Origin of the sequence: Flavobacterium xanthum (assembly GCF_900142695.1) — a bacterium.
Lineage (GTDB): Bacteria > Bacteroidota > Bacteroidia > Flavobacteriales > Flavobacteriaceae > Flavobacterium > Flavobacterium xanthum.
Genome location: NZ_FRBU01000017.1, coordinates 25,583 through 47,339, shown reverse-complemented (window position 1 = coordinate 47,339; position 21,757 = coordinate 25,583). Strand labels below are relative to the sequence as shown.

The window sequence follows — 21,757 nt, the reverse complement described above, 5'->3', positions numbered from 1 at the left end:
TTTAATTTGATAAACGTATATTATTATGAAATCTGTACTTTTATGTTAAAAAAACTAAATTATTGCTAATTAAACGGCAAAAAAACATTTTTAACACCTACAATACACCTTATTTAACATTTTATTTGGATATTTGAAGTAACTAATCTTAAATAATCCGAAAATGAGAATTAAATTCAAACATTTTTTGAGCGTCTTACTTGTACTTTTTGTGCAATTAATATATGCTCAAGAAAGTACCCTAACTGGTAAAGTTACCGATATGGGCGGTCTTCCAATTCCTGGAGCTAACATTATTGTTAAAGGAACTAACATTAGCGCGCAAACAAATTTTGATGGGGAGTTTACCATAAAAGCGCAAAGAGGACAAATTTTAGTAGTGAGCTTTGTAGGGATGAAAACGGTAGAGGTTGCTGCAGCTACCTCAATGCTGATAAAGCTCGGTGATGCCTCAAATCAACTAGAAACAGTTGTTGTAGTTGGGTATGGAACCCAAAGCAAAAAGAAATTGACGGATAATATTGCTCGTGTAACAGCAAAAGACATCCAACAAATTCCAGTATCCAATGTTCAAAATGCCTTAGTTGGTAAATTAGCAGGGGTACAAATTACGCAAACTAATGGTAAAGTAGATGGAGGAATAAACATTCGAGTACGAGGTGCAGCAAGTATTAGTGCAGGTACACAACCCCTTTATGTTTTGGACGGCATCCCTTTAGTGACTACTAATGAATCTAGTAATGGCGCACCAACCAATCCATTACTTACATTAAGCCCAAACGAAATCGAATCTATTGATGTTCTTAAAGATGCATCATCAGCAGCTATTTATGGCGCTAGAGGAGCAAATGGTGTGGTTTTGATTACTACAAAAAGAGGTAAAGAAGGGAAGGGAACATTCTCCATCAACCTTTCTCAAGGAGTTAGCCAAGCTACTAATAAAAGAAAATGGCTGAATGCAGATCAGTACATTGAATTGTTTACTGAGGCATCCATCAATGGACTTGGTGATGCTGCTGAGGCTGAAGATACTTTTGAGTTCTTAGCACAAGGAACAGACTGGAGAAACCGAGAAGTAGATACAGACTGGCAGGATACTGCTTTTCAAGATGGATATAATACCGATGCTGATTTTTCAGTATCTGGAGGAGATGCTAAGACAAGATATTTCTTTTCTGGTGCTTACAACAATACCACTGGTATTATAAATAGTAATGCATTAGAAAGAATAACAGCGAGAAGCAATGTGTCTCACAAAATATCAGACCGTTTTACAGCTGGTATGAATTTAAGTTTTTCAAGATCCCAAATTGATCGTGTGCAAGATGACAACTCTTTTACAACACCTTTACAAGCTGTTGCACAATCGCCGCTATCTCCTGCTCGTTTAGCAGACGGAACTGCTAATCCAAATACCTTATATGCGAATTACTTATTAGCCATTGATAATGCTTTTTGGAAAACACTTATGCGAAGAGTTACTGGTAAAGTATATGGAGAATTTAAAATCCTTCCCTCTTTAAAAGCCAATTCAGATTTTTCTTATGACCTATTATCACAAACAGAAGATGCTTGGTTTGGTAGAAATACGCCTTTCATGGCCACTGATGGAGAAGTTTTTGCAACTTCTGTAAATAATGAGACGTATATCTACAGTAACTATTTGACCTTTGATAAAACCTTTGGTGAAAAACACGATATTAATGCGGTAGCTGGTATAGAATTTAATAAATTCAATCGAAGATTTCAAAGTGTTACTAGTATTTACTTTCCAAACGACTCCTTTCAAACCGTTGATGGTGGTGCAGAAGTAAATGCAGGATCTGGAAATGAAACGGATTATACCTTCGTTTCTCAATTTGGTAGACTTACCTATTCATTTGCTGATAAGTATATTTTCAAAGCCAGTATTCGTCGTGATGGTTCTTCCCGTTTTGGTAAAAATGAGAGATTTGGTACCTTTCCCGCATTTTCAGCTGGTTGGATTATTTCAGAAGAGAGCTTCTTAAAAGATAATACTACGCTGACTTTCTTAAAACTAAAAGGAAGCTGGGGAAAATTAGGAAATGCTGAATTGGGTAATTTTGCTTCACGCCAATTGTTTGGATCAAATCCTTACAACCTAAAATCAGGACTTTCTTTTGCTCAAGCTGGAAATGATAATCTTACTTGGGAAAAATCAACTCAAATTGATTTCGGTGTTGAATTTGGTTTGCTGAATAGAATTAGTGTTGAAGCGGATTATTACAGAAAAAACACAAATGGATTACTTTTTAGTGTTCCGTTATCCATTAGTTCTGGAGCAACTTCAATCAACCAAAACATTGGTGAAGTACAAAGTAGTGGAGTAGAATTTACCCTGAATACAAAGAATATTGACTCTGACAATCTTAAATGGAATACAAGTTTCAACATTACAACTAATGAATCCGAAGTATTATCCATGCCTAATAACAATAAGGATATCGTAGGAACCTTCACTATTAACCGCGTAGGAGAAAATATTTCATCCTTTTATCTTGTAGAATATGCTGGAGTAGATCCTGCTAATGGAGATGCTTTATTTGTTAAAAACACGCTTAATACAGATGGCTCTTTAGACAAATCAACAACCAACAATTACGCTACAGCTAAAAGAGTGATATCAGGAAATCCTTTTCCTACCTTAATGGCTGGTTTAACCAATACAATCAACTACAAAGGAATTGATTTTTCTTTTACATTCCAGGGAGAATGGGGTGCTAGTATCTATAATTCTGCTGGTATTTATCAATCCGTTGCTGCAGATTATTTTGACAATCAAACAATTGATCAATTGGATCGCTGGCAAAATCCTGGAGATATTACCAATGTTCCCCAAGCCCGATTATACGGTAGTAATGGAACTGGAGCATCTACACGATTTTTAGATAAATCTGATTTTGTTCGTTTAAGAAACTTAACATTAGGCTACTCTTTATCTGGTAATGCTATAAAAGAACTTGGAATGACAAGCGTACGACTTTATGCAACAGGTGTTAACTTACTTACTTTTACAAACTATTCTGGTTATGATCCTGAAGCAAGAAGAGATGATACGGGTATTGGAGAAGAATTTTATTCTACACCACCTGCGAGAACAATTGCATTGGGAGTGAACATTAATTTTTAAAAATAAAAAAATGAAATCAAATAAATTAATCTTAATTATTCTTTTCGCTACTTTTTTCGCAAGTTGTGATAGTGAATTAGAAATTGATCCAAGACAAAATGAGGATGCAACAGTAACATTAAGTACTGAATCCGGCATTATGAATATCTTAATAGGTGCCTATGCTACAGCTGCAGATGGTGATGTTTATGGCGGTCGAATTTTGACTTCAGCAGATTTATTAGCGCAGACTGGAATCACTGCAACAACCGACTTTAGATGGAGAGGAACTTTTGCAGAATGCAGACAAATGTATTCCAAAACAATGTTAGTTAACAATGGTTTTGTTCAGCAAATTTACACTAGAAATTACCAAATCATTAATGCTGCCAATACCGTTATAGAGAACATAGATAAAGTACAGGATCCTGCTAAACGAGCAACCATGGTTGCTGAAGCAACTTTTTTGAAATCGTTAGCTTATTTTGATCTGGTTCGTTTTTACGCAAAACCTTATGAAGCAGGCCAAGCCAATAGTCAACTAGGTGTTGTCATCAGACCAAACGCCATCTATGATTTTACTACTGATTTAGCAAAAGAAAGAAGCACTGTAAGTGAAGTTTACGCACTAATCATTACAGGCTTAAACCTTGCTTATAATGATCTTCCAGAAGAAAATAGTTTTTATGCTGACAAGTATGCTGCCAAAGCTTTATTGGCCAGAGTGTATTTACAACAAGGAAATTATCCTGCTGCTAGAGATGCTGCTCATGATGTTATTGAAAATAGTGGTCGCACGCTATCCACTAAATATGCTAATGCTTTCAATCATGATGTGAATCAAAGTGAGGATATTTTTGCAATCCAAATCACAAAACAAACGGGAGAAAATGAAGTAACTAATTTATATGCTTCTGAAAATAATGGTGGTCGTGGTGGTGATATCGAAATTAGATCTAATTATCTGAATAAATTTACTGACCCTGCTGACGAAAGACGCAATTTCAATTACATCAATCCGGACAACGGAAGACGATTGACTTCTAAGTATACAAATCAGTTTGGTGATGTACAATTAATGCGTCTTGCTGAGATGTACTTGATTAGAGCTGAAGCAAATTTCAGAGAAGGTACGTTCCTTGGTAACACGCCATTGGCGGATATCAATTTACTTAGAACTCGCGCAAACGCTACAAACTTTTTGACCGTGAACTTAACTTCTATATTAAGAGAACGCGAGTTGGAATTAGCAATGGAAGGTTTTGCAATACATGATCTAAAAAGAACAAAAAGTTCTATTGATGTATTTGCCGATGGTTCTAAATTAATTCCTTACAATGACAATACTTTAGTATTTCCAATTCCTTTAAGAGAAATGGATACCAATAGTAAAATCACCCAAAATCCTGGTTACGGAAGTTAATAGAGTTTAGGACCACGCAGAGTAAAATACAATTCGTCTGGCCTATTTTCCAGAAATCATAAAAAATTAAAAGCCCGAAAATCAATTAAGATTTCGGGCTTTTATATTTAACAGCTCTTAAAATTATTCGATTGGCACACTAAGTTCGGATGTAATAGCCTCTAATACTTCAAAAGCAGTTTCAGCCATTTTATTTCCTTTAGTATCCAATAGCGGATTTATTTCTACAAATTCGATACAAACTACCTTTTTGGTTTGAATAATTTGATTAATTATGGCAATGATTTCGTACTGATCAAATCCTTTAGGAACTGGTGTTCCTGTTCCGTAGGAAATCATATCGCAATCCATAGAATCCACATCAAAAGAAATATATAAAACTTCACAATGAGCGACTTTGGTCAACGCCTCCGAAACACATTTTTGTAATCCTCTAAAGCGTACTTCGTCGACCTTATAATTTTTGATGTGCAGTTTTTCAATTTGCTTATTCTCTTCTTCCTCGGTATCGCGAACACCAAAATAGATTAGATTTTCAGCCAAAACTTTAGGTCCCTTGTACCCTATATTTTTCATATCTTCCCAATGCTGCTGCGTTTCTGGAGCAACATCATTATTCTGACAACTCAAATTATCATCAGCAAGAGCCGCAGACAAAGGCATTCCATGAATATTTCCTGATGGTGAAGTGTAAGGCGAATGTAAATCAGCATGAGCATCAATCCAAAACACACCGATATTTTGCTCTGGATACGCTGCTTTAATTCCACTTAAAGTTCCTAATGCCGAGGAATGATCTCCTGATAAAACTATTGGAAAATAATTTCCTTCTAGGTTTTTCTTTACTGCATTACAAACTCTGGTGCATTGCTCTACAACATGCTCAATTCGTTTAGCAGAGGAGCTTCTATTTTTGTCGTATATGGATTCGTTGTGTGTCCTTACATCTTCAAACTCAAATTGATTAAAATAATCACTATCCTGATTGATTGCTGCAATTTCGATAGCATCAATCCCTAAATCGGATCCTCGTGTACCAGCACCTATATCCGATCTATTTTTTATTAATTTTATCGTTTTTCCCATAATCTATAAATTATCTAAAATCGTTTAAGGCTCTTTCGATAATAGCCAAACATTCCTGTATCTGCGATTCAGTAATCACTAAAGGTGGGGCAAATCGAATTTTATTTCCGTGAGTTGGCTTAGCCAATAGACCATAATCTCTAAATTTCATGCAAATATCCCAGGCTAAATCAGATTCCTCACCACTATTAATCACAATAGCATTTAGTAATCCTTTGCCACGAACCAAGGTGATTATAGGATTTCTTGAAACAATCTCGTTAAGCCCAGTTCTTAAAACTTCTCCTAAGTGAGCGGCATTTTGCGCCAAATTTTCTTCTTTTACCACTTCAAGTGCAGCAATAGCGACAGCGGCAGCAACAGGATTCCCTCCAAAAGTGGAACCGTGTTGCCCTGGTTTAATAACATTCATGATGTGATCATTAGCTAAAACTGCTGAAACCGGATAAACACCACCTGAAATCGCTTTTCCTAAAATAAGAATATCTGGTTTTACTTCTGGTCTTGCTTCACAACCATTTTTACAATCACAATTCCCACAAGTTGCTAATAACCTTCCAGTACGAGCAATTCCGGTTTGTACTTCATCTGCAATAAATAATACATTATGTTGTTCACAAAGCGCTTTTGCTTTAGCTAAGTATCCTTCGGTAGGAACATAAACACCCGCTTCGCCTTGAATTGGTTCTACTAAAAACCCAGCAATATTTTTGGAAGATTGCAGTACGTTCTCCAAAGCCTCAACATCATCATAAGGTATTTTGATAAATCCAGCAGTAAAAGGGCCAAAGTTTTTACGGGCACTTTCATCATTTGAAAAGGAAATAATGGTTGTTGTTCTTCCGTGAAAATTATTTTCACATACAATGATTTGCGCTTGATTTTCAGAAATTCCTTTTACCTCATACGCCCATTTTCTGCATAATTTCAATGCCGTTTCCACTGCTTCTGCACCCGTGTTCATTGGCAATACCTTATCAAAATTAAAGTACTTAGTTACATATTCTTCAAACGGTCCTAATTGATCGTTATGAAAAGCACGAGAAGTCAACGTTAGTGTTTGTGCTTGTTTTACCATAGCACCTACAATTTTTGGATGACAATGTCCTTGATTCACAGCAGAGTATGCCGATAAAAAATCATAATATTTTTTCCCGTCCACATCCCAGACATGAACCCCTTCACCTCGCTCTAAAACTACTGGTAAAGGATGGTAATTATGAGCTCCATATTGATTCTCTTTTGCTATCAACGCTTCCGATTTTGAAGAAAGGTTTTGTTCTGTATGTGTCATGATGTTTTTATTTTAAAATAGTAATGCACAAAACTACTACTTTTTTTTAATTTAGCAATAAAAATAAATGTTTTGACTTTTAAAAAGATATTATTTGAAAATATTTCTTTAATTTACATTAAAATAAGTCATTATTTTAAACAAGCATTTCGATTTACAACTATTTTCGAAATAAATAAAATTAAGTACATTTATACTTCTACAAAACCTTCATCATTAATAGTAACAATAACATGGATATATTAGACGAATTCGATATCAAAATCATCAAAGAACTAGAAAAAGATGGAAGAATGGCCTATTCAGCCATTGCGACTCATTTAAAAATATCAAATACCATGGTGCACCAACGGATCAATAGATTAACTGAACAAGGAATTATTACTGGTATAAAACCAATAATCAATGAAAAAAAAGTGGGCTATGATTGGGGTTCTTTCACCGGAATCACCTTAAATAAGGATCAAGATTCAAATCGAATTATTGAGGAATTGAAAAAAATTCCAGAAATAACAGAATGTTATTATATCACGGGCTCATTTACTCTTTATGTAAAAATCATTGCCAAAGACCACGAACACATGCGCAGTGTCCTTTATGAAAAAATAGACACTATTCCTGGCATTGCCAAAACCGATTCCATAATTGAATTGGGTTGCGCTTTTAAAAGAAATGTATCGTTATAGCAAAGAATCTATTTGACTTTCGATTAAACAAATAAAATACTGATGAAAAAACATTTACATTCTTTTCTATCGCTTAAAGTTCGAATTAGCTTATTTGCTTTTTTGTGCAGCTTCACCATTCAGGCACAAAATACAAAAGGAAAACTATTCATCATTGGAGGCGGACACCGATCAGATGCGCTTATGACACAATTAATCAGCATTTCTGAGTTGAAGAAAAAAGATTATGTGGTTGTTTTGCCCATGTCAAGTGAAGAACCGGATAGTGCCTACATTTATTTTAAGGAACAATTCCAAAAACTGACATCAAATCCAATTATCATGCTGAATTTTGATACCACATCAACCAATAATAAAGTGCTGAACGATTCTTTACAAAACGCAAAACTAATTTTCATTAGTGGAGGAGATCAAACTCGTTTTATGGATGTGGTCAAAAATACGCCAACATATACCGCCATTCACCGAGCTTATGAAAATGGAAGTACAATAGCGGGAACCAGCGCTGGAGCTGCGGTTATGTGCGAGCACATGATTACAGGCAACCAAAAATTAGAACCTAAATACTCCGCTACTTTTGATAACATCAGGCACGGAAATCTAGAAACTTCCTTAGGTTTAGGTCTAATCAAAAACGTAATTATCGACCAGCATTTTCTAAAAAGGAGCCGTTACAATCGCTTACTTTCTGCTTTAGTTGAATTTCCAGAACACATAGGAATTGGTATTGATGAAAGCACTGCTCTGATTGTTCGTAATAAAGAAATCGAAATTGCTGGCGATAGCGAAGTAATTGTGTTCAAAAAACCGAAAGGAATAACCAAGTCCAAAAAGGCCAATTTGGTCAGCATCAAACGCCTAGAAATGGCTGTTTATATTCAAGGTCAAAAATTTAAAATCCAATAAAATGAAATATTTCAAGAATCATTTACCGCTGCTTATTTTAGTTTTTTGTTTTAGTTTTCCAATATTTTCACAAAACGTAACAACTAAAGAAGTAGCACGGCTAAAAAAACTCTCTCAACAAGTCACCATTATTAGAGATAATTGGGGAATTGCTCATGTATATGGTAAAACTGATGCTGATGCTGTCTTTGGTATGTTATATGCACAATGTGAAGATGATTTCAAGCGGGTCGAAATGAATTACATCGAAAAACTAGGACGCCTTTCCGAAATTAAAGGACAAGCTGTTTTGTACAATGATTTAGAAATTAAACTTTTAATCGATACCGAAGCAGCCAAAACCGATTATATAAAAGCCGCTCCTTGGTTGAAAAAACTATTAAACAGTTATGCTGATGGCATTAACTTTTACCTCTACAATCATCCCGAAGTAAAGCCCGCTTTATTAACTCATTTTGAACCTTGGTTTCCCTTGCTTTGGACTGATGGGAGCATTGGGGCTATTAGCACCGCTGGCCTTTCCACTGGAGAATTAAAAGCATTTTATTCTGGAAATACAGATAAAGTCGCTTATATCGAACGTGAAAAAGACGTGCAAACGGGTTCAAACGGATTTGCAATTGCACCTTCAAAAACAGCTTCTGGAAATGCTATTTTATACATTAATCCGCATACTACTTTTTATTTCAGACCAGAAATCCAGATGAGCAGCGAAGAAGGATTAAATGCTTATGGAGCTGTAACGTGGGGACAATTCTTTATTTACCAAGGATTTAATGAAAATTGTGGCTGGATGCACACCTCATCAAATGTAGATGTAGCCGATATGTACGCAGAAAAAATCACAACTAAAAAAAACAAACTGTTTTACGAATACGATAAGAAATTGTTACCCGTAATCGAAAAATGGATCACTATCAAATATCTAGAAAACGGAAAACTAATTCCAAAAACATTCAAAACTTATGCCACCAATAACGGTCCAATTATGGCCAAAAGAGATGGAAAATGGATTAGCTTAAAATCAAATAACCGCTCCATGAAAAGTCTAGAACAAAGTTGGGTGCGTACCAAAGCGAAAAGTTTTGAAGACTACAAAAAGGCAATGGATTTAAAAGCCAATACATCTAACAACACCGTTTATGCTGACAAAGAGGGAAACATTGCCTACTGGCATGGCAATTTTATTCCCATTCGCGATAAAAATTTAAACTGGTCAAAAGTGATGGACGGCACAACAAAAGCAACACAATGGAAGGGACTACATGACGTTTCAGAAACCGTTCATTCTTATAATCCTATAAACGGCTGGCTGCAAAACTGTAACTCTACCCCTTACACTGCAGCTGGAGACCATAGTCCAAAAAAAGAAAATTATCTTCCTTATATGGCGCCTGACGGAGAAAGCTTTAGAGGATTAAATGCGGTGCGATTATTAAGCAAAGGAACTAAATATACATTAGATAAAGTAATTGCTGACGGATACGATACTAAACTAACGGCATTCGAAGTTCTAATCCCCTCGTTAATCTCCAGTTTTGAAAAAAATATTAGTACAGAAGATGCACTATATAATGAATTAATTGAACCGATCAGCCAGTTAAAAAATTGGGATTATTATGCCAAAGAAAATTCTGTTGCAACCACATTAGCCATCGAATGGGGTTATAAATTGGATAAGATTATTCAAAAAGTATACATTGACGAAGGTGAAATGGACCAAGTAGAAAATACCCGTAATTTTGCAAAAAATGCACTTCCTGAACAATTGATTCCTCAACTAAAAATGGTTGTCGACGAACTGAAAATAAAATTTGGAAGCTGGCAGATCCCTTGGGGAGAAATGAATCGTTTCCAGAGAAGTTCGGGAGAAATAAATCTGATTTATAATGACGGTTTAGAAAGCCTACCCATTGCTTATGGCCCAGCAATTTGGGGGAGCTTACCTGCTTATAAAAGTTCCTACCAAGACACCAAAAAACGCTATGGATTTAACGGGAATAGTTTTGTATGCGCGGTAGAATTTGGACCAAAAGTAAAAGCCAAATCATTACTAGCAGGCGGAAATAGCGGTGATCCAAAATCAAAACATTTTTACGACCAAGCAGATCGGTATCGAAAAGGACAATTCAAAGAAGTATTGTTTTATAAAGACGAGGCACAAAAAAATGCCGAGCGAAGCTATCATCCTGGCGAATAAACATTCTGTTCTTCACTATAAGAATTCAAAATACAGTTATAAGATAAAAAAATTAAAGTCTTACTTTCATAACTGCTTAATTAAGAAATTTGTATCATTAAAAATAACAATTATGAAAAATACTCTTTTTATTCTTTTAGGATTATTATTGTTCTCCAATGGTGCATTTGCCCAACTTAAAGCAGTAAAATATACGGATGGAAATCAAAAATTAAATGGATTGTCAGTTGCTCCAAAGAAAGGAAACAAAACGAACCCTGGTATTCTAATTCTTCCCGCCTGGAAAGGGATCGATACGCATGCAAAAGAATCCGCAGCAAAGCTTTCTAAAATGGGATATTATGCCTTCGTCGCTGATATTTATGGTGAAGGAAATTATCCGACAATTACACAGGAAGCAGGAAAACAAGCTGGTTTTTACAAAAACAATGTTGCTGATTATCACAGACGCATCCAACTCGCATTAAATCAATTAGTAAAAGCAGGTGCTAATCCAGATAATATCGTTGTAATAGGCTATTGTTTTGGGGGAACAGGAGTACTTGAGGCAGCTAGAGCAGGAATGAAAATTCAAGGAGCCGTTTCTTTTCACGGTGGTTTAGGACGTGATGCTTCCCGAATTAACAAACCAATAACTGCACAAATTTTAGTTTTACATGGTGCAGATGACACCTACGTGCCAGCAACAGAGGTAGCCGCTTTTCAACAAGAAATGCGAGATACCAAAGCAGATTGGGAAATGATTTATTATGCTAATTCAGTTCATGCCTTTACAGATCCTGAAGCAGGAAACGACAATTCTAAAGGTGCTGCTTACAACGAAAAAGCAGCTAAGAGATCGTGGGAACGGATGAATTCTTTTTTAAAAGAAGTTTTAAAATAATTTAGTAAATATATTTTTTTCAAAAACAGGATAAGTTGTAGATTTTTGTTAGTTTTATAGTCTTGAATTTTTCGAAAATATAGAATTTATACTGTTTTTTTTTATGTCAAAAAGTAAGATCCGAAACGACAAAACCTGCCTTAATTGCAGATACGTGGTAGAAAATAAATTCTGTCCTAATTGTGGACAAGAAAATACCGATACCAGAAAGACGTTTCACCACCTCTTTATCCATTTTTTTGAGGATTTAACACATTATGATAATGCTTTTTGGCGCACTATAAAAAATCTTTTATTCAAACCTGCTGCGTTGACTAAAGAATACCTTTCTGGAAAACGACTTTCTTATTTAGCTCCCGTTCGACTTTACATTTTTATCAGCTTTATTACCTTTTTAATAATAGCCCTTTTTCCAAACAATAGTAATACAGCAGAGAAAAATATACAAAAAGAGCCTAGTATTACCACTAGAAATAAATCTTTTCAAAATATTATTTCCAAAAATGATTCAATTAAAAACACCCAAACTGCATCAAACGATGAAGATCAATTATTTAATGTGGGATATGAATCCGTAGCACAATTAGACTCAATCCAACAAAATGCCACTGAAGAAGAAAAACTTTCTGATTTCAACTATTGGATTATTAAAAAAATTCAAACTGTCAAAGAAGAAAACACTCAAGCAGAAATTATTAAAAAATTCATTAGTTCTTTCACGCACAACTTACCCAAAGTTCTTTTCATTTACATGCCGCTTTTTGCTCTTTTTCTTTTGTTATTCCAAAATAAAAAACAATGGTTTTATTTTGATCACGGCATTTTTACCTTACATTATTTCTCTTTCTTATTATTAATCCTATTACTATTGTTCCTGATTAACGAAGGACTATCCTTTTTTCAGAAATCCAATTTTGCTTCATTTCTACAAATAATTATTAATTTTATCGGAATTGGATGGATGGTTTACTATTTTTACCCTGCACATCACTGCTTTTATGGTGAAACAAGATTTATTTCGTTTCTAAAAAGCAGTGTATTATTCTTTATTAATATAGTTCTTATAATTATAATTTTAACACTTTTTGCCCTTTACACCTTTATCAATTTACATTAAAAAAATGAAAAAAATCTCTTTATTAAGTCTGTTCACCATTTTAACCTTAAGTTGTGCCTCACAAAAAAGCAGTTTCGCTCAGGTGGAACCAACAAAATACATGAATACAATTACTGCTGACGAATTAAAAACACATCTTTATATCGTGGCTTCCGATGAAATGGAAGGCCGTGAAACTGGATCTGCAGGACAGAAAAAAGCAGGTGTTTACCTCATCGATCAATACAAGAAAAACGACATAAGCTTCCCAACTGGCGCTTCAGACTTTTACCAAAAAATCCCTGCTGCTTTTCTGAATGCAAAACGCAACGAAAATTTAGCAGACTCCGAAAACGTTTGGGCCTACATTGAAGGATCTGAAAAATCGAATGAAGTGCTTGTAATTTCAGCGCACTACGATCACGTGGGAACAAAAAATGGAGAAATTTATAATGGTGCTGATGATGATGGATCAGGAACTGTTGCTTTACTTGAAATTGCGCAAGCATTCCAAATTGCTAAAAAAGCAGGGCATGGCCCAAAACGCTCTATCCTTTTTCTTCATGTTACCGGCGAAGAACACGGCTTGCACGGTTCCAGATATTACTCTGAAAATCCATTATTTCCCCTAGCAAGCACAATAACCGACATCAATATAGATATGATAGGCCGACGCGATGAAGCCCATGCAACCAGCAATAATTATGTTTATGTTATTGGAGCCAACCGATTGTCATCCGATTTAGACAACATTTGTACCATTGCAAACGCAAAATATACTCAATTGAATTTAGATTACAAATACAACGACCCAAAAGATCCAAACCATTTCTATGAGCGATCTGACCACTACAATTTTGCTAAAAACGGAGTTCCTTCTGTTTTTCTTTTCAATGGCGTACATGCGGACTATCATAAACCAACGGACAGTCCAGACAAAATTGAATATGATGCATTAGCCAAAAGAGCGCAGTTTGCCTTTGTTACCGCTTGGGAACTGGCAAACAGAGAAAACAGACCAGTTGTAGATAAAAAATAGAATGAATATTTGGGCATATCCTCGCTTTCACTGGCGTTACAGCGTGGTCGGGCTATCCATTACAATCTTTATTGTCTCGTTAAAAAACGAGACAATAAAGGATTTCCTTTACTATCCCTTATGCAAACAAAAGACCCATAAAAAAAAGCTTTGAATCACTTCAAAGCTTTTTTTTGTCACGTATGGATTAGACTCTTTCGTCAAATTCAATTTTGTCTGAACTGTTAATCTTAAATAAGGATTCCTCCAACGGCAGCGAAAAATAAAAAGAAGAACCAATTCCCTCCACACTTTCAACCCATATTTCGCCATCATTCTTTTCTAGAAATCCCTTGACCAATAACAAGCCTATTCCAGCACCTTTGTTATCTTTTCTTGCTTTTGAAAGTGTACTCATTTGAGGCGTAAAAAGTTTTTCTACTACCTCTTTAGACATTCCAATTCCGGAATCCTTTATCTGAATTATTACTTTTTCTGTTTCAATTTTCGCCAAAACGGTAATTTCCCCTCCAGGTAAAGAATGCTTGATGGCATTAGAAATTATATTTTGAAAAACAGAAAGTATCATTTTTCCATCTGCAAAAACACTAGTATCTGCTTCGATTTTATTGCAAAGAGTGATAGAATTCAAAGAGGCTGATTCTCGTAAAGAATCAAAAACCTTTTGTACATAAGTAAAAGGGGTAATTTTTGTTGGAGAAAACACTTCAGATGCATACTTTATTCTAGCCCATTCAACTAAATTATCTAGCATATTTAACTCATCGACTGCAGTTTTATGAAGTAAATCAAGCATTTCTTTTGCTTTCTTGGATTCTAATCGGTCAAAATTTGTTTTCAAATATTCTGCCGTTCCTATAATTCCAGATAATGGACTTCTTAAGTCGTGGGATACAATTGCAAGTACATTTTCTTTGTGTGCATTTAGATCTTCCAGTTCTTTTACATATTTCTTGATGGCATCTTCTGATTTCTTTCGTTCCGTCAGATCGCGCAGAATTTTAACAAATCCCAACCTTTCGCCGTCCACACCAATGAGTGGAAAAACCAAACCGTAAGCATAAAACACTTCTTTGTCTTTACAAATATGCCATCTATTGTCTGTAGCTCTCCCCTCTGATAGCGCAGCTTGAATTTCGGTTTGCGGAATACCATCTTTTATATCTTCTTCCGTGAAAATTATATCAAAACTTTCTCCTATAATTTCATCCGATTCATAACCGAAAATTTTTGCAGCTCCAGAACTCCAGCTATTTATTATAAATTCATTATCGAGAGTGAAAATCGAATAATCTTGTAAACTATCAATTATTTGGCTATAAAACTCAGCTGTTGGAATGTATTTCTTTTTAAGAATTTTAGCATTTATTTTCTCGTTTTCCATTGAATTATATAAATAATATTTTAAATTTTGAAAGCTTATTATCAATTGATTTGATTGTCTAGAGCGCTCAAAGATAAACAAAAGAAAATACGATTGCTTTAATACAAAGAATATAAAACCTAACGGGTCAATATAGACTGAAATAGCTATTCTATTAATCTAATGAATCATACAATTCAAAATAATTTAATTGATGTTAACATGATTTTATTCTCTTTTACTAGGTTCAAACCGATAGTGAATGAGCTACAATCTCACGAAACTTTAATCCACAAAAAAAGCCTCTCATTTCTGAGAGGCTTTTACCTTTTTGGGTGGGAGACGGGGCTCGAACCCGCGACCCTCGGTACCACAAACCGATGCTCTAACCAACTGAGCTACAACCACCATACTGCTTAGCGGTGGCAAATATACAACATAAGTTTACTTTTGCAAATAATTTTTTTAAAAATTTACATCTATTTTAGATCAAATCTCCTAAGCTATTGACTGCCAAATATCTTTCTACCGTAAAACCTTCTGCATGTTCTACTCCAGAAAGCCGTCCCAAATCTCTAGAACGGTAATTCAGGCTTTCCAAGAAGTTTTTACTCGTAATTGGAGACTCTGGCTCGTTCGAATTGGCAACATAAAACTGAGAACTGTAAGCCAAGATTGCTGCAATCTTTTTATCTGTAAAACCCGTAATGTCAACCACAAAATCAGGCTCTATATTTTTCCATTGAATGTAATGATATACAATTTTAGGTCTCCAGGCAGTCTGCTTCTCTCCCGCTACTGTGGTTTCTATTTTCATCAATCCAGATAAAAAACAAGCATCTGAAACTAGCTTGCTTCCTTTAGCATGATCAATATGTCGGTCATCAATTGCATTACACAAAACAATTTCAGGCTGGTATTTCCGAATCATTTTTATGATTTCCAATTGATGCTTTTCATCATTGACAAAAAACCCATCTCGCATTTCTAAATTTTCACGTACAGAAACTCCCAAAATTTTTGCAGCAGCATTAGCTTCCTGATCTCTTATGGCAGCAGATCCGCGAGTTCCTAATTCGCCACGGGTTAAATCAATTATTCCCACCGTTTTCCCCAACGAGATTTCTTTTAAAATGGTTCCTGCACAACCCAATTCCACATCATCAGGATGCGCACCAAAAGCCAATATATCTAATTTCATTTTATTTGTTTTTTTTTAATATAGAACCTTACTAATTATCTAAATGGAATCTACTACAACACTTGTTTCATTGTAGCAGATTTATTCACGCTTTCCTTCCATTCATTTTCTGGAACACTATCTTTTGTAATACCACAGCCTACATACAAATGCGCATGAGTGATTGCGCGTTTCGAATCCTCTTTGATTTGCATGCATCGCAAATTCACATACAAATCTGATTTTATTTCTCCAGTATTGAATCCTTTTTTGTTTAATTCACCTAAAAAACCGGTATAATATTCTCGGTCATAGCCTTCATTTTCCAAAATAAAATTTTTAGCGACTTCCTTAGGTAATCCACATACGGCAGGCGTTGGATGCAAAACAGAAACAACTTCTTTCAAGCTTGAATGCTCATTAATTACGCCTTCAATGTCTGTTTTAATGTGTGCTAAAGTTCCAGCTTGTGCAGTGTACGGACTAGATACAGCTACTTCTGATGTCAAATCCTTTAAATTATTCAAAATAAAATCAGTAACAAACTGCTGCTCTTCTATTTCCTTTTTTTCCCAAACTACTTCTTTTGAAGGCTGGATTTTTTGCGTACCTGCTAATGACATTGTATAAAAAGTATCTGAATTGGCCTTCAGTAATCGCTCCGGTGAAGCCCCCATCCATAAACCTATTTTGGGATGAAACCAGCAATAGCAAAAAGCAGTGGGATAATTTTGAATTAATTTTTCGAAAATTGAAACTAAATCAAAATTTGACACATTGACAATTTCTTCCCGAGACACTACTACTTTTTTCAAAGTCCCTTTTGCAATAGCGTCAATTCCCTTTTGCACCAGCCCTTCAAAATGTTCTTTGGCTTGAATATCTTTTGAATCTATGAAATCCAAGGCATTATTTTCATCAGAAGAAGGTACCAGTGTTTCCCATTTTACCGATTGATTTCTGGGAATCAATATCATTTGGCTTCCTTGAAAAGGAGCGAAAACAAATCCCGTCTCCTCAAAATTCTCGGCAAAATATAAGTGATCGTTATTTTGAAAAAAACCAATTAATTTGATATTATTTGGTTTCCGATACAATACAAAAGGCAAATTTTGAGCTTTTTGCTGTTTTACTTTTATAAAAAAATCAATCATTTCTACTATTTTAAAATATAAATTCTATTGAAAATAAGGGTTTTATCATCTGCCAGATTTTGTCAAAATCCTTTTTGTACTTTTCCTTACATTTCTTTTGGGCTTTAGTCACAAATAAAATGCTACTATTTATCTCCGCTTTTTCTTTTTGGCAAAATCATATTGGTTAATTTGCAAAGCGAAATTAAAGCATTCTTTTCATCTGTAATTCGTATTTCCCAAAGGTGAATACTTCTTCCTTTGTGGACAATCCTAGCGGTTGCCGTTACAATTCCGTCTCGTTTAGCTTTCAAATGATTGGCTGAAATTTCAATTCCGCGCACCTCGCTTAGTTCAGAATTTACATAAAGCATAGAAGCGGCACTGCCTACACTTTCTGCTAAAGCCACCGATGCTCCACCGTGCAATAATCCCATTGGCTGATGTACAGAAGGATTAACGGGCATTGTAGCTACTAAAAAATCTTCTCCTGCGTCAGTATATTCAATACCTAGTGTTTGCATTAAAGTATTTTTAGAAACGTGATTGCAATACTGCAGTATTTTTTCTTTGTCGAATGTCATGTTATTGGCTTTTAAAATGTAAAATTAATTAAAAGATAAGTCACAAAACAGTAAATACAATTGTTATTCTAATTTCGAAAATAGATTTTTCCTATTTTTACAAAAAATATAACGAGATGCGTCCTAGAATAATATTGTTTTTAATTGCAATTGTACTTGCGGTATGTTCCTGTCGCTCTGATTTTGAGACCGTAGCCAGCACCGGTGATTTAGAGTTTTCCAAAGACACAATTTACCTGGACACCGTATTCTCGAATATTGGTTCTAGCACGTACCGACTCAAAGTGTACAATAAAAGTAAGAATGACATTACTATCCCAAGTATTAGTTTAGGCAAAGGATTGAATTCTAAATACCGTATGTCCGTTGACGGAATGCAGGGAACAGAAGGGAAAATTTTTAACAACGTAGACCTTTTAGCCAAAGACAGTTTGTATATTTTTATAGAAACTACCGCTAATATTGCAGATGCAAATCCAACTGATTTTTTATATACGGATCAAATTCAGTTTGACAGTGGCGAAAACCTACAAAATGTAGAACTAGTAACACTGATTCAAGATGCCGTTTTCTTATACCCCAACCGTTTTGCCGATGGAACGACGGAAACACTTCCTATTGGTAACGAAAAAATAGATGGGTTTTATCTGGACGAAAATGATCCTGTGAATGGAAATGAATTGGAATTCACAAACGACAAACCGTATGTGATTTATGGGTATGCAGCCATTCCTTCGAATAAAACAGCCACTTTTGAAGCCGGAACTAGAGTGCATTTTCATGCTAATTCTGGACTTATTGTAGCCAATAAAGCTTCGATACAAGTCAATGGAGCACTTTCTACAACGGACAAGCTCGAAAACGAAGTTATTTTTGAAGGCGATCGTTTAGAACCTAATTTTTCAAACGTACCAGGACAATGGGGAACGATTTGGCTTACTGACGGCAACACCAATAACACAATAAAAAACCTCACCATAAAAAATGCGACCATTGGCTTGTTGATTCAAAATAATGATGGCACCACAGTATCAATCAAAAATACACAAATTTACAACTCAGCAAACTACGGAATTTTGGCGCAGACCGCAAATATCAATGCCGAAAACGTAGTCATTAACAATGCTGGACAAGCGAGTTTAGCTTGCACGTATGGAGGAAATTATAAATTCTCTCATTGTACTTTCAACAATAATTGGAATAGTTCGCAACAAGTGGCCGTTTTTATTAGCAACAATATTACGGGAGCAATTCCTGAAGCGCGAGATCTGACTGCTGCTACTTTTAATAATTGTATCATTTATGGCTCCTATTCAAATGAGATGATTTTGAATAAAAAAAGTGAAGCTACTTTTGAATACCAGTTCAACCATTGTCTCATCAAATTTGACAACGTGTCCAACCCATTTACCACCAATCTCAATTATCAATTTACTACGGACACAGCACATTATAATGGTATAATTTTGAATAAAGACCCTAAATTTTTGAGTGTTCCACAGCATAAATTGAACATTGATGCAACATCTTCTGCTTTCGCAAAAGGGAATTCGGTTTATTTGATTCCCTTAGATATTTTAGGAACTACTAGAACGCTACCCCCTGATTTAGGAGCGTATCAAAGCAAAGCCTTTCCCAAATAGAAAACAGTAATTATTAACTGCATATAAAAAAACACTTCATTTAATTAAACATCTAGTAACATGAATCTGTGATATAAATAGTAGTTTTGACCAAATTCCGATTACAACATAAAAATTCATTTTAAAACCAAATTAAACCAAGAATTAAACTATGAAACAAATCTACTCTTTACTCTTATTATTCATTTTTACAGCTGGTTTTGCACAAGCGCCAGATGGCTACTATGCAAATGCCACAGGAACAGGTTATACGTTGAAAACTCAATTGTACAATATTGTAAAAGACCATACGGTACAAACGTACGCAGGATTATATATTACCTATGAAACGTCAGATATTGATAATTTCTTTGAAAAAGATGGTTCGGTTTTAGACATGTATTCCGAGAATCCAGCGGGAACAGATCCATACACGTACAGCATTGCAACTGAACAGCGATGCGGATCTAGTGGTTACGCTAAAGAGGGAGATTGTTACAATCGAGAACACATTATTCCACAATCTATATTTAGCGAAGCATCACCAATGGTTTCGGATGCGCATTTTATTACTCCTACTGACGGAGAAGTGAACGGAATCCGATCCAATTATCCCCATTCTGTAGTAGCAACTGCAACTCAAACTACTCTTAACGGAAGTAAACTTGGAGCCAGTACAACTGCTGGTTATTCAGGTCTTGTTTTTGAACCCATTGATGAATTCAAAGGGGATATTGCCAGAATGTATTTCTATTTTGCCACTCGTTATGAAAATACAGTTGCCGGATACAATTACCCAATGTTCAATAATTCAACTAGTAAAGTATTTACCACAGCATTTCTAAATCAATTGTTGGCTTGGCACAATCAAGATCCAGTAAGTGCTAGAGAAATTACGCGTAACAACGCCATTTATGCACGTCAAAACAATAGGAATCCTTATATTGACAATCCAAGTTATGTAACAGCTGTTTGGACTACAGAACCTACAGATACAGAAGCTCCTACTGCTGCTACAAATTTAGCAGTGACTGACATTACTTCAAATTCAGCAAGATTAACTTGGTCTGCAGCCTCAGACAATATAGCTGTTAAAGGGTATGATATATATGTAAACGGCACTTTTAAATCCACTGAAACTGGATTAACCGCAACTGTTTCTGGTTTATTAGCTTCTACTACTTACAACTTTTATATCATTACGAGAGACGATGAGAGAAACTCATCTGTAGGGAGTGCAACAGTAACAGGAACAACTACTGCTACCCCAGCAGGAGGATCCGTAGCTACAGAGCTATTCTTTTCAGAATATGTTGAAGGAAGCAGTTTTAACAAAGCATTAGAAATTGCCAATTTTACTGGAGCTGCAGTTGACTTGACAGGGTACTCCATTAGAAAACAATCTAATGGTGCTGGAGCATGGAGCGCTGGATTAAGTTTGACTGGAACGCTTAACTCAGGAGCTGTATTCGTTTTAGTTGATCCACAAATTGCCGTTAGTTGTTATACAGCCTCTAGTGCCAACTTATCATCTGCTCAAGAAGCTTTTAACGGTAATGACCCAATGGGCTTGTTTAAAAATGGGATCCTAATCGATATTATTGGAACATTTAGCGGAGGAGCATCAAATTTTGCTGCTGATGAAACGCTAAGAAGAAAACCAAGTATTGTTGCACCAAACACAACTTTCAATAAAGCAACAGAATGGGATCTTTATGCCAAAGATACTTGTAATGGGATTGGAAGTCATTCCTTAGCTACTTTATCCAACGATGATTTTGAGGCTAGTGCTTTTACAATCTATCCAAATCCATCAAACGGTAACTTCAAAATAAATTTCGAAAATCCAAATGAAAACTACAACGTTCAAGTATTTTCAGTTTTAGGTCAAAAAGTTTTTGAAAAAGATTTTACTAACAGCTCGGCTATTACCGTAAACAATCTACAAAAAGGAGTATACGTGATTAAGATCACAAGCAACACGCAATCTAGTACTAAAAAACTAATTGTGAATTAATTAATAAAACAAATAATATGGGGGAAGCGGCATTTATTGCCGCTTTTTTTAGACCCAAAATACCGAATTTTAACTTCTTCATCTCTTGTCAATAATAGGCTTAGAAAACTAATCC

General features: G+C 35.3%; 16 protein-coding genes and 1 tRNA gene. 10 read left to right on the top strand and 7 right to left on the bottom strand.

Features of this window, described 5'->3' with window-relative positions; translation table 11 throughout:
• The first annotated feature begins 163 nt into the window (after nucleotides 1-163).
• Both BUC11_RS08840 and BUC11_RS08835 read left to right on the top strand, forming a co-directional pair.
• Nucleotides 164-3,151: a SusC/RagA family TonB-linked outer membrane protein gene (locus BUC11_RS08840; RefSeq protein ID WP_073353415.1), complete on the top strand. Its 2,988-nt coding sequence runs from the start codon at nucleotides 164-166 to the stop codon at nucleotides 3,149-3,151.
• Between the two features lie 10 nt (nucleotides 3,152-3,161).
• On the top strand, nucleotides 3,162-4,553 hold the full coding sequence (locus tag BUC11_RS08835; RefSeq protein ID WP_073353414.1) for a RagB/SusD family nutrient uptake outer membrane protein: 1,392 nt from the start codon (nucleotides 3,162-3,164) through the stop codon (nucleotides 4,551-4,553).
• A 123-nt stretch (nucleotides 4,554-4,676) separates the two neighbouring features.
• Here BUC11_RS08835 and BUC11_RS08830 read toward each other — a convergent pair whose 3' ends face one another.
• On the bottom strand, nucleotides 4,677-5,639 hold the full coding sequence (locus BUC11_RS08830; RefSeq protein WP_073353412.1) for an arginase: 963 nt from the start codon (nucleotides 5,637-5,639) through the stop codon (nucleotides 4,677-4,679).
• A 10-nt stretch (nucleotides 5,640-5,649) separates the two neighbouring features.
• The gene (rocD, locus tag BUC11_RS08825; RefSeq protein ID WP_073353410.1) at nucleotides 5,650-6,933 is read right to left on the bottom strand and encodes an ornithine--oxo-acid transaminase; all 1,284 of its coding nucleotides are present in this window, start codon (nucleotides 6,931-6,933) and stop codon (nucleotides 5,650-5,652) included.
• A 233-nt stretch (nucleotides 6,934-7,166) separates the two neighbouring features.
• Here rocD and BUC11_RS08820 point away from each other — a divergent pair, with 233 nt between their 5' ends.
• From BUC11_RS08820 to BUC11_RS08795, 6 genes are all read left to right on the top strand, one after another.
• Nucleotides 7,167-7,619, top strand: coding sequence for an Lrp/AsnC family transcriptional regulator (locus BUC11_RS08820; RefSeq protein WP_073353409.1), 453 nt, complete (start codon nucleotides 7,167-7,169; stop codon nucleotides 7,617-7,619).
• A 42-nt stretch (nucleotides 7,620-7,661) separates the two neighbouring features.
• Entirely contained in the window at nucleotides 7,662-8,525 is an 864-nt protein-coding gene (locus tag BUC11_RS08815) for a cyanophycinase (RefSeq protein ID WP_073353407.1), read from the top strand.
• 1 nt (nucleotide 8,526) lies between these two features.
• Nucleotides 8,527-10,725 (top strand): penicillin acylase family protein, encoded by a 2,199-nt coding sequence (locus tag BUC11_RS08810; protein WP_073353405.1) that lies wholly within the window; start codon nucleotides 8,527-8,529, stop codon nucleotides 10,723-10,725.
• Nucleotides 10,726-10,837: 112 nt separating this feature from the next.
• Nucleotides 10,838-11,608, top strand: coding sequence for a dienelactone hydrolase family protein (locus BUC11_RS08805; RefSeq protein ID WP_073353403.1), 771 nt, complete (start codon nucleotides 10,838-10,840; stop codon nucleotides 11,606-11,608).
• Nucleotides 11,609-11,711: 103 nt separating this feature from the next.
• Entirely contained in the window at nucleotides 11,712-12,725 is a 1,014-nt protein-coding gene (locus BUC11_RS08800; protein ID WP_073353402.1) for a DUF3667 domain-containing protein, read from the top strand.
• Between the two features lie 4 nt (nucleotides 12,726-12,729).
• Nucleotides 12,730-13,743 carry a M28 family metallopeptidase gene (locus BUC11_RS08795; RefSeq protein ID WP_073353400.1) on the top strand — a complete coding sequence of 338 codons (1,014 nt, stop codon included), beginning with the start codon at nucleotides 12,730-12,732 and terminating at the stop codon, nucleotides 13,741-13,743.
• A 187-nt stretch (nucleotides 13,744-13,930) separates the two neighbouring features.
• Here BUC11_RS08795 and BUC11_RS08790 read toward each other — a convergent pair whose 3' ends face one another.
• The 5 genes from BUC11_RS08790 to BUC11_RS08770 form a co-directional block, all read right to left on the bottom strand.
• Nucleotides 13,931-15,127, bottom strand: a complete 1,197-nt coding sequence (locus tag BUC11_RS08790) for a PAS domain-containing sensor histidine kinase (protein ID WP_073353399.1) — start codon at nucleotides 15,125-15,127, stop codon at nucleotides 13,931-13,933.
• A 312-nt stretch (nucleotides 15,128-15,439) separates the two neighbouring features.
• Nucleotides 15,440-15,515: transfer RNA gene (locus BUC11_RS08785), tRNA-His, on the bottom strand.
• A gap of 75 nt (nucleotides 15,516-15,590) precedes the next feature.
• Nucleotides 15,591-16,307 (bottom strand): bacillithiol biosynthesis deacetylase BshB1, encoded by a 717-nt coding sequence (gene bshB1, locus BUC11_RS08780; protein ID WP_073353397.1) that lies wholly within the window; start codon nucleotides 16,305-16,307, stop codon nucleotides 15,591-15,593.
• 53 nt (nucleotides 16,308-16,360) lie between these two features.
• Entirely contained in the window at nucleotides 16,361-17,440 is a 1,080-nt protein-coding gene (locus BUC11_RS08775) for an isochorismate synthase (protein ID WP_073353396.1), read from the bottom strand.
• A 125-nt stretch (nucleotides 17,441-17,565) separates the two neighbouring features.
• Nucleotides 17,566-18,003: a PaaI family thioesterase gene (locus BUC11_RS08770; RefSeq protein ID WP_073353394.1), complete on the bottom strand. Its 438-nt coding sequence runs from the start codon at nucleotides 18,001-18,003 to the stop codon at nucleotides 17,566-17,568.
• A 116-nt stretch (nucleotides 18,004-18,119) separates the two neighbouring features.
• On the opposite strand from BUC11_RS08770, the gene BUC11_RS08765 reads away from it, so the two are divergent.
• Together BUC11_RS08765 and BUC11_RS08760 are read left to right on the top strand one after the other, a co-directional pair.
• Nucleotides 18,120-19,646, top strand: coding sequence for a right-handed parallel beta-helix repeat-containing protein (locus tag BUC11_RS08765; protein ID WP_073353393.1), 1,527 nt, complete (start codon nucleotides 18,120-18,122; stop codon nucleotides 19,644-19,646).
• Nucleotides 19,647-19,797: 151 nt separating this feature from the next.
• Complete coding sequence (locus BUC11_RS08760; protein WP_073353391.1) at nucleotides 19,798-21,642, top strand: endonuclease; 1,845 nt, start codon at nucleotides 19,798-19,800, stop codon at nucleotides 21,640-21,642.
• Nucleotides 21,643-21,757 lie beyond the last annotated feature (115 nt).

Bases quoted from the DNA above. Each gene is read 5' to 3' on its own strand.
- BUC11_RS08810 (WP_073353405.1), top strand. From the start codon at position 8,527: ATGAAATATTTCAAGAATCATTTACCGCTGCTTATTTTAGTTTTTTGT.
- BUC11_RS08835 (WP_073353414.1), top strand. From the start codon at position 3,162: ATGAAATCAAATAAATTAATCTTAATTATTCTTTTCGCTACTTTTTTC.
- BUC11_RS08790 (WP_073353399.1), bottom strand. From the start codon at position 15,127: ATGGAAAACGAGAAAATAAATGCTAAAATTCTTAAAAAGAAATACATT.
- BUC11_RS08820 (WP_073353409.1), top strand. From the start codon at position 7,167: ATGGATATATTAGACGAATTCGATATCAAAATCATCAAAGAACTAGAA.
- BUC11_RS08770 (WP_073353394.1), bottom strand. From the start codon at position 18,003: ATGACATTCGACAAAGAAAAAATACTGCAGTATTGCAATCACGTTTCT.
- BUC11_RS08800 (WP_073353402.1), top strand. From the start codon at position 11,712: ATGTCAAAAAGTAAGATCCGAAACGACAAAACCTGCCTTAATTGCAGA.
- BUC11_RS08805 (WP_073353403.1), top strand. From the start codon at position 10,838: ATGAAAAATACTCTTTTTATTCTTTTAGGATTATTATTGTTCTCCAAT.
- BUC11_RS08830 (WP_073353412.1), bottom strand. From the start codon at position 5,639: ATGGGAAAAACGATAAAATTAATAAAAAATAGATCGGATATAGGTGCT.
- BUC11_RS08795 (WP_073353400.1), top strand. From the start codon at position 12,730: ATGAAAAAAATCTCTTTATTAAGTCTGTTCACCATTTTAACCTTAAGT.
- BUC11_RS08815 (WP_073353407.1), top strand. From the start codon at position 7,662: ATGAAAAAACATTTACATTCTTTTCTATCGCTTAAAGTTCGAATTAGC.
- BUC11_RS08840 (WP_073353415.1), top strand. From the start codon at position 164: ATGAGAATTAAATTCAAACATTTTTTGAGCGTCTTACTTGTACTTTTT.
- BUC11_RS08775 (WP_073353396.1), bottom strand. From the start codon at position 17,440: ATGATTGATTTTTTTATAAAAGTAAAACAGCAAAAAGCTCAAAATTTG.
- rocD (WP_073353410.1), bottom strand. From the start codon at position 6,933: ATGACACATACAGAACAAAACCTTTCTTCAAAATCGGAAGCGTTGATA.
- BUC11_RS08760 (WP_073353391.1), top strand. From the start codon at position 19,798: ATGAAACAAATCTACTCTTTACTCTTATTATTCATTTTTACAGCTGGT.
- bshB1 (WP_073353397.1), bottom strand. From the start codon at position 16,307: ATGAAATTAGATATATTGGCTTTTGGTGCGCATCCTGATGATGTGGAA.
- BUC11_RS08765 (WP_073353393.1), top strand. From the start codon at position 18,120: ATGCGTCCTAGAATAATATTGTTTTTAATTGCAATTGTACTTGCGGTA.